General features: G+C 52.8%; 11 protein-coding genes and 1 pseudogene. 5 read left to right on the forward strand and 7 right to left on the reverse strand.

All coding sequences use genetic code 11. The features are described 5' to 3' along the window. The 5 genes and pseudogenes from ACTH3S_RS07875 to ACTH3S_RS07895 form a co-directional block, all read left to right on the forward strand. Positions 1–311 (forward strand): annotated as a pseudogene (locus ACTH3S_RS07875) (hypothetical protein); the annotation flags it as partial. 96 nt (positions 312–407) lie between these two features. Continuing rightward, positions 408–1436, forward strand: a complete 1029-nt coding sequence (locus ACTH3S_RS07880) for a TRAP transporter substrate-binding protein (protein ID WP_441808465.1) — start codon at positions 408–410, stop codon at positions 1434–1436. 112 nt (positions 1437–1548) lie between these two features. Continuing rightward, complete coding sequence (locus ACTH3S_RS07885; protein WP_441808466.1) at positions 1549–2142, forward strand: TRAP transporter small permease; 594 nt, start codon at positions 1549–1551, stop codon at positions 2140–2142. A gap of 39 nt (positions 2143–2181) precedes the next feature. Beyond that, positions 2182–3468, forward strand: a complete 1287-nt coding sequence (locus ACTH3S_RS07890) for a TRAP transporter large permease (protein WP_441808467.1) — start codon at positions 2182–2184, stop codon at positions 3466–3468. A gap of 35 nt (positions 3469–3503) precedes the next feature. Further along, the gene (locus ACTH3S_RS07895) at positions 3504–3947 is read left to right on the forward strand and encodes a universal stress protein (protein ID WP_441808468.1); all 444 of its coding nucleotides are present in this window, start codon (positions 3504–3506) and stop codon (positions 3945–3947) included. 66 nt (positions 3948–4013) lie between these two features. On the opposite strand, the gene ACTH3S_RS07900 is transcribed toward ACTH3S_RS07895, so the two are convergent. The 7 genes from ACTH3S_RS07900 to ACTH3S_RS07930 form a co-directional block, all read right to left on the reverse strand. Further along, positions 4014–6284, reverse strand: coding sequence for a GGDEF domain-containing protein (locus ACTH3S_RS07900; RefSeq protein ID WP_441808469.1), 2271 nt, complete (start codon positions 6282–6284; stop codon positions 4014–4016). Positions 6285–6433: 149 nt separating this feature from the next. Beyond that, a complete protein-coding gene (locus ACTH3S_RS07905; protein ID WP_441808470.1) occupies positions 6434–7474 on the reverse strand; it encodes an extracellular solute-binding protein in 1041 nt (346 codons plus the stop codon). After that, positions 7471–8238, reverse strand: coding sequence for a spermidine/putrescine ABC transporter permease PotC (gene potC, locus ACTH3S_RS07910; protein ID WP_441808471.1), 768 nt, complete (start codon positions 8236–8238; stop codon positions 7471–7473). The genes ACTH3S_RS07905 and potC overlap by 4 nt, the downstream gene beginning before the upstream one ends. Then, positions 8238–9098, reverse strand: coding sequence for a spermidine/putrescine ABC transporter permease PotB (gene potB, locus ACTH3S_RS07915; protein ID WP_441808472.1), 861 nt, complete (start codon positions 9096–9098; stop codon positions 8238–8240). Before potB ends, potC begins: the two co-directional genes overlap by 1 nt. Beyond that, a complete protein-coding gene (gene potA / locus ACTH3S_RS07920) occupies positions 9082–10218 on the reverse strand; it encodes a spermidine/putrescine ABC transporter ATP-binding protein PotA (RefSeq protein ID WP_441808473.1) in 1137 nt (378 codons plus the stop codon). The genes potB and potA overlap by 17 nt, the downstream gene beginning before the upstream one ends. A 151-nt stretch (positions 10219–10369) precedes the next feature. Beyond that, positions 10370–11437 carry a TRAP transporter substrate-binding protein gene (locus tag ACTH3S_RS07925; protein ID WP_441808474.1) on the reverse strand — a complete coding sequence of 356 codons (1068 nt, stop codon included), beginning with the start codon at positions 11435–11437 and terminating at the stop codon, positions 10370–10372. 97 nt (positions 11438–11534) lie between these two features. Beyond that, positions 11535–13000: methyl-accepting chemotaxis protein (locus ACTH3S_RS07930; protein WP_441808475.1), on the reverse strand; the 1466-nt coding region annotated here is incomplete at its 5' end.

Below are 13000 nucleotides of genomic sequence, written 5' to 3' on the forward strand. Positions count from 1 at the left end.
GGGTGTGCGCCCAAACCAGTGCACAGACACCCGTTTTTGGGTGCTTCTTGCTGGCACCAGCGCTCGCATTGCCGGGCTACCCTCAGTCCAGCCCTCACATCCAAGCGAAACATGTACAGATTATTCACGGCTGGGATGATGACGTGGTGCCAGCCATGCCGGTTATGGAGCTCGCCCGGCAGCAAGCGCATCCGGTACTGATGTTGCCCGATGGTCACCGCCTCGAGAAGAGCCTTGATCGGGTAACGAAAGAGTTCGGGGCATTTCTTTTCAGGGCGGGCATCAACAATGCCGGCTCCAGGCAGAAATAAACCAAATAGGTCAATTTCTTGCGAAAGTCGCCAAGTTTTGCCAGTCTTTAATAATGTAACAATAAATATCTGAAAAAAAACGAACGGAGAAAACCGATGAGCAGCATGAGCAAATTCAAAAAACTGGCCGGACTTTCAGCGTTCGCTTTCGCGGCGATGACCGCAGCAAACTCTGTGAATGCAGACAACTGGCGGTATGCACACGAAGAATACGAAGGCGACGTACAGGATGTATACGCATATAAATTCAAGGAATATATCGAAGACAACTCCGATCACACCCTCCAGGTTTATCGTTTTGGCGAGCTCGGTGAATCCGACGATATCATGGAGCAAACCCAGGCGGGCATTCTGAACTTTGTTAACCAGTCGCCTGGTTTTACCGGCGCTCTGATTCCGGAAGCTCAGATTTTCTTCATTCCTTATCTGATGCCCACCGACATAAATACGGTCATTAAGTTCTTCCGCGAGAGTGAAGCCATCAACGAAGACTTCCCGAAACTCTATGCCGATAAAGGCCTTGAGCTTCTGCAGATGTATCCGGAGGGCGAATTTGTTATCACTCTGGATGAACCAGTCACTACGCCCGAAGGAATGAAGAACAAAAAGATCCGGGTTATGACCAACCCACTGCTGTCCGAAACTTACTCTGCGTTCGGCGCAACTCCGACGCCGCTACCTTGGGGTGAAGTTTACGGCGCACTGCAGACCAATATGATCAACGGTCAGGAAAACCCGATCTTCTGGATCGAATCTGGCGGCCTGTATGAAGTGTCACCTAACCTGATCTACACCGGTCATGGCTGGTTCACGACCGCGTCGATGGCCAATAAGCAATTCTACGATGGCCTGTCAGACGAAGACAAAGAGCTCATCCAAGACGCGACAGAGTATGCCTTCGAGAAAATTGTTGTTCACATCGACGGCTTGGCGGATGAAGCACTGGCGAAGATCCAGGAATCCAGCGACGAGGTTACTGTAACTCGCCTGAACGAAGAGCAGATCAAAGCTTTCAAGGCCAAAGCTCCGCAAGTTGAGGAGAAATTTATTGAGATGGCTGGCCAAGGCGGCAAAGACCTGCTGGATCAATTCAAGAAAGATCTGAAAGAAGTGCAGGACGACTGATACGATGTCGTTCCTGTCCGCCGGCACCCGCCGGCGGACACTCTATTGAACCAACCCCGCCCCGCCAAACAACAATGTCCGGCAGGGAGCGACATGATCTGGAGCAGACCCCATGTCCGAGAACTCCCCGGAGATAGAAGACGATACCGGCACTTTTGAGTCCGGTTTACCCGGGTTTCTGGGAACCATAGACGGATGGATAGCCAAAACTGAGGCCGTAATTCTGGCCGCAGGTATAATATTCATGGCTATCAACACCGTCGTGAACGTAGTTGCACGATTTGTGTTTGGAGAAGGCTTCTTCTTCTCCGGCGAAATAAACCGCATCCTGATTATTCTGGTTACCTTTGCAGGCATTGGCTATGCAGCACGCTACGGCCGACACATACGGATGTCCGCTGTTTACGACGCACTTCCAACCAAAGGCCGCAAAGTACTCATGATTTTTATTGCCCTGTTCACTTCAGCGGTGATGTTCTTCCTGTGCTATCACTCATACGGCTATATAGAGACGCTGTATAGCCGAGGCCGTATTTTGCCCGCGCTGGGATTTGAAATCTGGTGGATCTATATATGGGTGCCCGTGGGTTTCGCGGTTACCGGTATCCAATACCTCCTCACCGCCGTCAAGAACTTCACCAGTGAAGACGTTTATCTCTCCACAGGCGTGATTGATGGTTACGCTGATTCAGAATCGGAAGTCTGATCCGGTTTAACTCCGGAAACGATAAAAAAGGGCACATCTATGGCGACTATTTTAATGATCATCATGATCGGGCTGCTGCTGCTTGGCTTCCCGATGATGATTCCTCTAACGACCGCCGCCGTCGTTGGCTTTATCATGATGTTCGACGGCTTTGGCCAAATGGGCACCTTCATCCAGCAAATGATGGGGGGCATACGGCCGGCCTCACTCATTGCGGTGCCTATGTTCATTCTCGCCGCAGACATCATGACCCGCGGTCAGTCAGCAGACCGGTTGATCGCCATGGTCATGGCCTTTATCGGCCATATAAAAGGCGGGCTGGCGATCAGTACCGCAACCTCCTGCACGCTCTTTGGTGCTGTTTCAGGCTCTACTCAGGCAACCGTTGTCGCCGTTGGCTCTCCCTTGCGTCCGAAGATGCTCAAGGCCGGCTATTCCGATTCGTTTACTCTAGCTCTGATTATTAACGCCAGTGACATTGCCTTCTTGATACCGCCCAGTATCGGCATGATCATTTACGGGGTTATCTCCCAAACATCCATCGCCGAGTTGTTTATTGCGGGCGTTGGCCCTGGCATCCTGATCCTATTCATGTTCTCGCTTTACTGCCTGTTCTACGCTTACAAAAACAACGTACCGACTGAACCCAAGGCAACCTGGCGCCAACGTGCCTTCTCTGTTCGCGATGCCAGCTGGCCGCTGTTTTTCCCGGTCATTATCGTGGGTGGTATTTACGGCGGCATCTTCAGCCCGACCGAAGCGGCGGCCGTTTGTGTGCTCTATGCATTCCTGCTGGAATTCATTGTATTCCGCTCTCTGAAGCTTCGCGAAGTATATAAAATTGCCAAGTCCACTGGTTTGATCACCGCCGTGGTGTTCATCCTGGTAGCCGTAGGCAACGGCTTCTCCTGGATCATTTCCTTTGCCCAGATTCCTCAGGCAATACTCGAATCTGTCGGTGTAAATGAAGCCGGCCCGGTAGGCGTGCTTATCGCAATCTGTGTCGCATTTTTTGTGGCCTGTATGTTTGTCGACCCCATAGTTGTCATCTTGGTACTGACTCCAATCTTTGCTCCAGCTATTCAAGCAACAGGTCTGGACCCTGTACTCGTGGGGGTACTGATTACCCTGCAGGTTGCGATTGGTTCGGCAACACCACCGTTTGGTTGCGATATTTTCACAGCCATTGCGATTTTCAAGCGGCCTTATATGGAAGTTATCCGGGGCACACCTCCGTTCATCTTCATGCTGATTGCTGCTGCAGGACTGATTATTGCGTTTCCGCAGATCGCACTGTTCCTACGTGATCTTGCCTTCGCAGACTAACGTGCAACCAGATCTGAATTTTTAAGGAGAAGAAAATGTTCAATCGGATACTGGTGGCGGTGGACGGCTCTAAAACCTCGCTCAAGGCTCTGGACAAGGCTATTGGACTGCAACAGCTTATCCCCAAGGCGGAGATACTCATTATCTGCGTCTATAAGCACCACAGCTTGTTTGAGGCATCGCTTTCCATCGGCCGGCCGGCCGATATGGACATTCCGGATAAGGTTCTTTCTGAGTACGCCAAGGGAGTAGTCAATCACGCCAAGGATCTGGCGAAGGAACACGGGGCCACCAAGGTTCGCGGCTTTGTGAAAGCTGGGCGCCCCTCAAAAGTGATTGTTAAATTTGCTCAGGACAAAGAAGCAGATCTGATTGTAGTGGGGACCCGAGGCACCCACAGCGACAAGGACGGCATGCTCCTCGGCAGCGTGTCACACCGGGTAGCCTCCCACGCCAAGTGCCCTGTGCTGGTGGTCTAAGCCACCAGACTTTGCGCCGGCCAGGCGCCTTTTAGGCGTCCTCTATGCACTACGCTTGGCCGGCTACTACTCTGAAGCCACCTCAACATTATCACGTCCACCGGTTTTAGCTCGGTACAGAGCTTCGTCTGCTAACTTGAACAATTTTCCCGGTTCACCAGTACTATTCGGCCAAGCTGCGACACCAATAGATATGGTGAGATAGCCAAGGTTGTTGCCTTCAAAGGTCATTGGCTCTTTCCGTGCTGCCTCACACAACTGCTCTGCACGCTCTCTGGCACCGGCCATGTCTGAACCAGGCAGAATCACTACAAACTCCTCACCACCGTAGCGACAAACAACATCGCTGCCACGGAACCGGGATTCCAGTACCGCAGCGAAGGCCCTCAACGCGGCATCGCCGGCCTCATGCCCATGACTATCGTTAAAATGTTTAAAGTGATCTATATCCAGCAATAGCAGCGAGAGTGCTGAGCCTTTGCGCAGCGCCACTGCCATTTCATGCTCAAAAAGCTGATCGAAATACCGGCGATTTTTCAGCCCGGTAAGCGCATCCTCATAGGAGAAACGCTGCAATTCTTCCCTGAGGGAAATCCCAGAAAGCGTAACGCCAATGCGTTCGACTGCCAGGTTAAGGGATGACAGAAGCCTTGCTGCTCCAGAATCGGTATGCCCGGAGCTGCGAATGCTCTCCCCCTCAAGTAGCAACAGGCTTTCAGGTGCTGAGCCATGGCTTGCGAATTCAACATTAATGGGAAAGCTAACCAATCCCTGCAAACTCCTGCTCGCCGCCTCAGCGTCTATAACAGAGCCTGAAATCAACCGGGATAGCCCAGGAAAGTCATAAGCATTGGCAATAACCGGAGCCAGCTTGGGGCGCGTATCACCATAACCCCAGCTCACCATGCGCTCGTAACTTCCTTTGCCCGTTCGCCGGTAAATCATACCTTTGATCGGGCTGCAGAGTGCTGGCAAGATTTCAACCAGCAAATGAAACGCTTGGTTCAGGCTTCCATACGTCTGCAGCTGGGCAATAACATCAACAAGCGCTCGGCTCTTCTCATTTTCGAAGGTCAGCAAACCCGCTCTTACCTGTTCCCGCTGCAGAAGGGTTTCTGCTTTTTCTGTACGTTCAGCCACCTGCTGCTCTAGGGTTACCGTCAACTTCTGCAACGCTTGTTGGGTCGACGCATAATGCCAAAACGATATAAGGACCACAGACAGAGAAAACACCAGCAAGCCAATACTGATCGGCACCTCGACCCAAGGCAACATACCGTGAGCCACTGCCATATCGACAACAAGCAAAGCCCCAAATATGCAGCATGCGAGCACCAGAAGCTTTTGCTCTCCGGAGAAGAACCTAAGCCGAGGTACTGTTAATACACCCATTGCGGTAAAGGAAAGCAGCAGCAAAACATCAAATGGTGGGTAAGTTGATGACAACTCCACTACGCCGATCAATGCCAGGCTCAACGAACCCACCACGTAACCCAAATGCAGCTTCCAGATCAAGCTGGTTGCTGGCGATCGGCGATCCCCCAGCCACTGATCCAGCATTAACCATAACGCGACAGGCAACAGGTAGTATCCGCCGGCAGCGAGGTAATTCCAAAATAGAGCATTGGGAACAATCAGCAGGCTGGCCTGGCTTTCGGCCACCAACATGACCGAAGAGGCCAGTGCAAACAGGGCAATGCTGGATAAGGTCTTTCTGCCTCCCTGAAGCATGGAGAAAATAAGCGCGAGCATGGCCACCAGCAAGGAAAAGCCGGCGACAAACAAATCTTTAAGAGAACTCTTGAGGATGTGGAGCATTAGCTCCGAGTGATCCATGATGCTGATCTCACCCCAGAGACCAATATCCGTGTAGCCTGAATACACGCGAAAGTAGAGTACCTTGTTCTCATAATCCTCGGGCAGCGCGATCTTGTGCCAGGGCCAGCCTTCAAATTTGCCGCGCCCTTCCTCATCAAAAGTGCCGTACTGATAAATGTTTTTGCCGTCTAACCACACCTGCGTAATCAGGTCTATGCTCAAGATATAAAGCACCGGTTCCTGAAAATCACCTGCGGGAAGAGTCACCCGGTACCACACCTGATCCCGGCCATTACGATCTGGCGGATTGGAAGGAAACCCTATGGCGTGCCACTGCTCGGGCTGTTGTGTAGGCGCCCAGTCTGGCGTGCCACCCGTATTAAAAGGTAAATCGCCCCAGCGATACTCCCAACCTTCGGTTAGCGGCTGCGGCGCTGCCACAGTGGCAACTGGCACCAGCCCGCACAGAATAGTAGAGAGGATAATTAGGATGTGTAGAAGAAACGCGGGTCGTGGCACTGGAAACCTGCCATTGGGGTCTGTAACTGGCAAGTATAGATCAACAATCTCGTTACGTGTACAAATCAAAGACAGTAAAGCTTGTGATGTATTACGGCGGCGCCAGGGATTCACCCCAGCACCGCCATTTCAAACCCATCGACTCGGGCTCAAAGCCCGGATTTTAGCTTTTCCCAGTATTTTGCATAAACCTGCAGAGCGTCGTCGCCAATATCAGCCTGGAACTCTGCATTTACCATGTCTTCCGGTGTCGGATAACTGGCGCGATCTCCGGCAACCTCTTCTTCAAGCAGGTCTCTGGCAGGCAAGACAGGCGTGGCATAGCCTATGTCTTCACTGATCAGCGCGGCAATCTCAGGCTGTAGCACAAAGCTGATAAACTTGTGAGCCGCCTCGGGGTTTTTCGCGTTCTTCGGAATCACGAAACTGTCTAACCAAGCGATGATGCCTTCCTTCGGATACACATATTCCAGTGACGCCAGGCTTTCCTTGCCCATCACAGCCTCACCGTTCCAGATCATGCCCACATCGGCTTCACCTTCCAGGAATGGCATGCGCGGCGCGTCTGAGTTAAACGTACGCACGGATGGCATCAGCTCTACCAGCTTTTCATAAGCTTCTTCTATCTGCTTCGGGTCGGTACTGTTGCCCGAGTAGCCCAGTACTCGCAGGCCCATGTGGAACACTTCGCGCATGTCGTTGGTCAGTATCACCCGGCCTTCGAAGCGCTCATCCCACAGATCTTCCCAAGCCGTGACTGGCTCGCCCTCTATATCAGCGGTATCTACGCCAATACCTGTTGTGCCCCAGAGATAAGGCACGCTGTACTGGTTTTCCGGATCGATATCCAGGCCGACCAGCTCTGGGTCAACCTGATCAAAACCACTGATCTTGCTCTGATCTATGGGCATTAAAAGCCCTTCGTTACGCATTTTGCTGACGTAATACGTGGAAGGTACAGCGAGATCATACGCGGCGCTCTCATCCAGCAACTTCAACCGTGCATACATGGCTTCGTTGCTGTCGTAGGTGGTGTAGACCACCTTGATGCCGGTTTCATCTTGAAAGCGGGTTAGCACTTCCTGGGGCATGTATTCCGACCAGTTATACAGGTTTAGCACCTGTGAATCGTCGGAACTGCAGCCCGTCAGGCCCAGTGCCAGCAGGCTAGCCAATGCGATTTTCTTCATTTTTTGCTCCTTGAAAGAATCCATTGCGACAACATCAGCATCGCCAGTGAGAACACCAGCAACAGGGTGCCAAGTGCATTTACTTCGGGTTTAAGCCCCACACGCACCATCGAGTAAATGCGCAGAGGAAGAATCTCGTAGCTCGGGCCACTCACAAAGGTGCTCACCACCACGTCGTCCATGGAGAGCGTGAAGCCAAGCAGCCAGCCAGCTATTAACGCCGGCATGATCACCGGGATTAGCACCGTGCGGGTCATGGTGAAATCACTGGCGCCCAAATCTCGGGCGGCCTCCGGTAAGCGCTCATCAAAGCCGCTGAGCCGGGCCATCACGGTAATCACCACAAACGGCAGGCAGAAAGTAACGTGGGCCAGCAGCAGTGACACATACCCCAACTTCAAGCCCAGCAACAGGAACAGCCCGAGCAAGGAAATCGCCAGCACAATTTCTGGCGACATCATGACCACAAATAGCATGCCGTTCAGCACTTTTTTGCCTCGGAAACGATACCGGTGCAAAGCCAACGCAGTCAGCGCCCCGATCATCGTGGACACCGTGGCTGCAGTGAGCGCCAACCATAGGGAATTCCACATGGCCTGCACCATGGCGTGGTTATTGAGTAGTGATTCGTACCAGCGCAGGCTGAGACCGCCCCAGTTATAGCCAGTGCGGGAGTCGTTAAAGGAGAACACCACCAGCACAACAATCGGCACATATAAAAGCAGGTACACCAAGGCGAGATAGCTACGGGAAAGCCAGCGCATTAGGTACCCTCCTCGCCTATACGACGCTTACTCAAACGGTGGGCAAACATCAGCAATGCCATGGTTAAGGTCAGCACAATGCTGGCGGCGGCGCCAAACGGCCAATTTCGGGCATCCAGAAACTGGTTTTTGATTACATTACCCACCAGCAAGTTGCGCGAGCCACCGAGAATGTCTGGCACAAAGAACAACCCCATGGCCGGCAGCAATACCAGCATAACGCCGGCCAGCACACCTGGCAGCGTCAGCGGCACAATCACGTTTTTAAAGGTGGCGAAACGCCCGGCGCCTAAATCGTGGGAGGCTAACAACACATCCTGGCGCAGATCTTCAAATACTGAATACAGGGGTAGGATCATGAACGGCAGCAACAGATACACCAGCCCCACCACCACCGCGCCCTCGGTATACAAAAGCTGCGCTGGCTCATCTATCAAGCCCAAAGACATAAGTGCGCTGTTCAGCAGGCCGTTGGTGGCCAAAATCAACTTCAAGGCGTAGGTTCGCACCAAGGAGTTTGTCCAGAAAGGCACAATCAGCAGAAAAATCAGCAACATCTGCCGGCGTTTTTCCACCCGTGACAGTGCCCAGGCAAAGGGATAGCCAATCAGCAGGCAGATCAGTGTGGTCATCGCAGCTATATAAAGGGAATGGAGGAAAACCTCCAGATACAGCGGATTGAACAATTGCCGATAGGCATCTAAGTTCACGGGCAAAGAAATGAAGGTTGCAGGGTTCCGTGTCATTACACTGGCGCCCACCACCAACATGTTGGGTGCAAGCACGAGAAACAACAGCCAACCCCACACCAGCACCAGAACAGCCGCTCTGAACGGCTGTTGCTTAATGCTCTGCATCATCAGCCGCCTGCTCCTCTTCATCGGTCAGCGGTTCGTCGCTTTCTTCCGCCAACAACCACTCCCAGCCATCTACCCAGCTCACGCGCACTCGCTCGCCAATGCTGTAATCAAACGTTGGATCGTCTTCATCAAAAAACTCGCTGGCCATCACGTGGCTGCCGTCTTCCAACTCGATAACCGAGTCCAGGGTGCTGCCTTTGTAGTTACGCTCCACAATTTTGCCGGCCACACCTTCGGTATCTTCCGGCGCCAGCACGCGAATATCTTCCGGACGCAGCAAAACGTGCAACGACTGATTCATCGCAACGCGGAAAGGCGGTTTGCTCAGCACCCGGTTCAGGCCGAACACGTCCACGCTGATGCGCTCATCCTCAATCTTGGTTACACGGCCGGGGAAAAAATTAGTCTGGCCCACGAAGCGCGCGGTAAAGACGTTTGCCGGGCGCTCATAGACTTCCCGGGGGGTACCAAGCTGCTGAATATGGCCGTCTTTGAGCACCACAATGCGATCAGACATAGACAACGCCTCTTCCTGATCGTGGGTGACGAACACGAAGGTAATGCCCAGCTCCCGCTGAAGTCGCTTGAGCTCCACCTGCATGGTGCGGCGCAGCTTGTAATCCAGTGCAGACAATGGCTCATCCAACAGCAGCATCTTGGGCCGCTTTACCACGGCCCGGGCAATCGCAACTCGCTGTTGCTGGCCCCCGGAAAGCTGATGCGGTTTGCGTTTGGCAAAGTCCTCTAGCTGAACCATAGCCAGGGCTTCTTCAACTCGCTCGCGTATTTCAATTTTTGGCCGTTTTTCCATCTTCAGGCCATAGGCTACATTGTCGAAAACTGACATGTGAGGGAACAGCGCGTAGTTCTGAAACACCGTATTTAACGGTCGATTTTCTGGCGGCGTTTGTGTGATATCAACGCCAGACAACGTAATCGTGCCCTGATCCGGTAGTTCGAAGCCCGCCATCATGCGCAAGAGAGTGGTTTTACCACAGCCAGAAGGCCCAAGAAGAGTAATAAACTCGCCATCATCAATCGTGAGGCCAAGATCATCCAGTACGGTTTTTCCGCCAAACTGCTTGCTGATTCTGCTCAACGATAGGAGTGTTTTTGCCATTAGACGTGCCCAAATAATAAGCGGCGTATTTTTCCAGAAAGCGCGCTGTATAAAAAGGGTAGTGCAGGATTTTCGCACTACAATTTCGAGGAATGGCCTGCAAGGAAAGCACTCTGGCTATCGCTATAGCCAGAGTGTCTGTGGCGGGGAGTTAGTCGGTAGCAATGCTGTTTAAGTAGGCTTTATCTGAAATATTGGTCCACTGACGAACCTGCTTCAGGTAATCGTGCTGGGAGTTGATGATCTCTTTCGCCAACTCGTCTTTCTCAGCTTCCTGGGCCAGCAGCTTGTTGGTTGCATCGCGCATGGCGTCGATAACTTCCGGCGGGAACGTTTTGTGCGTTACGTTCGGATAGTCTTCTTTCATGCGATCCCAGGCTACACCGCTTTCGTGGGTGGTCTGGATGTACATGTCATAAGCGGCTGTGCGCATAGAAATTCGCAGAATGGCCTGTAGATCCTTCGGCAGCTTGTTCCAGGATTTCTCATTAATCAGAAACTGAACTTCCGCGCCTGGCTCCTGCCAGCCTGAATAGTAGTACTTCGCGATCTGGTGAAAGCCCATAGGGAAATCAAGAGCCGGCCCTACCCATTCGACCGCGTCAACGGTACCGCGCTCAAGCGCTGTATACAGTTCTCCGGGAGGCAGGTTGGTTACCGCAACACCCAGCTCAGACATGACTTCGCCGGCAAAACCCGGCGTCCGCATTTTCAAGCCTTTAAGGTCAGCCACACTGTTGATTTCTTTGTTGAACCAACCGCCCATCTGGTTGCCGGTATTACCACCCGGAAAGGAGAGCAGACCGAACGGCTCGTAAACTTTCTGCACCAGCTCCATGCCTTCGTCGTGATAAAACCAGGCATACATTTCTGGCGCAATCAGGCCAAAGGGAGTCGTGGTAAAGTACATGGCATTGGGAATGGTGCCTTTATAGTAATAAGAGGCCGTGTGTCCCATGTCGTACTGGCCATTGCGCACCAGATCAAAAATACCGAACGGCGCCTTGTGCTTGTTGGCACTGTCGATACGAATCTTCAGGCGCCCGCCAGACATTTCTTCGGCCATCTGAGCCATGTTCTCGGTGGTCTCACCAAGAATAGGCGAGTTAGGGCCCCAAGTTTGTGCAAGCCTAAGCGTGTGATTTTCTGCCGCTACGCCGAGCGAACTAACAGAGAACAACAGCGTCACCGCTGCCGTTCTGAACAGACGAGTCATCATCGTTAGCACCATTTTATCGTTTTGTTTTATTGCATTGTTATCATTGAAACATCTGCAATACTAGCCCGTCGTCAGCACCCACGCCACCACACGGACTTCAGACCTTAAACTGACTCACCAAATCCCGCAGGCGCTCGCCCAACCGGGCAAGCTCCTGGCTGGCTTCGTTCGTCTGGGTAACCCCAGTATCACTGCGCTGGGCCGCCTCGACTATGCGCACCACGTTCTGGTTTACTTCTTCCGCTACCTGGCTTTGCTGTTCTGCCGCCGTGGCTATTTGAGCAACTTGATCGTGAATCTGGCCCACTGACTTTTCAATTGTAGCCAGAGCGTCCGTTGCGAAACTAATGCGCTCGACTGTTTCAGATGAGCGATCCCGGGAACGATTCATTCGCTCAACGGCGGAGCGTGACTCATTCACGAAGCCATCAATCATTTCTCGGATCTGATCTGCCGACTCAGCGCTGCGCTTTGCGAGCTGGCGCACTTCATCCGCCACCACAGAGAACCCACGACCATGGTCACCGGCCCGGGCCGCCTCAATTGCCGCGTTCAAGGCGAGAAGGTTGGTCTGTTCGGTCACGGCCTGAATCACATCCAGAACTTTCTGGATATCGTCTGACTTTTCTGCCAGAGCATTGATACTAAGGGCACTTTCTTGAATTTCCTCAGACAGCTTGTTTACCGCGCCCTGTGCACTGGCAATGGTCTCACCGCCCTCTCGGGCCATACGATCGGCATCCGAAGCGGCGCCTTCAACTTCGTTGGCGTTACCGGAAATCTGCTGAATGGTCGCTGCCATCTCATTTATCGCGGAGGCAATCTGGTCGGTTTCCGAACCCTGTTCCTGAACCGATGTACGGGTTTCGTTTGCAACACGACTCAGTTCTTCCGCTGCAGATGCAACCTGATCCGTGGTTGCGCCTACCTCCCGAATGGTCGCCTGAATTTTGATAACAAAGGCGTTGAAACGGTGGCCCAACTCCGAAAGCTCATCGGTACCCGCTTCCGGCAAGCGCTGGCGCAGATCGCCCTCACCGTCGGCGATTTCCTGCATAATGTCGCTCACGCTCTTCAAAGGCTTAGTCACCGTGCGACCCACAAAAACACCGATCAACAGCGAGATCAGCACCACGATAACCGTTACCAGCAGAATAAAGCCCAGAGTGGAGACAATGTTTTCTTCAATCTCGGCTCGGGCCACTGCTACTTTTTCATCAATATCGGTCACATAAACACCGGCGCCAATCATCCAGTCCCACCCCGGAATAATTGTGGAATAGGACACTTTAGGCTCTTCGTTACCAGACGCGGGATTAGGCCAGTCATAGCCAAGGTAACCTGAGGATTCTGCGGCACCAAACAGGTTGCCTACGAGTTTTCTGACCACAGGGCTGTTGTTTTCTCCCTCTCGGGACGGGTCGGGGGCGTATGCAACGGCCTGGGCTGCCCGGTTATACGCAAACACATAGTTCCCCTTCTCAAACCGGATGGTACGCAGCCGGGATGAAGCGGCAGCCTTGGCTTCGTCCTCGGAGAACCCAGGGTTGTCTTTTGCCTCCA

It is taken from the genome of Marinobacter sp., from assembly GCF_052094685.1.
Classification (GTDB): Bacteria; Pseudomonadota; Gammaproteobacteria; order Pseudomonadales; family Oleiphilaceae; genus Marinobacter.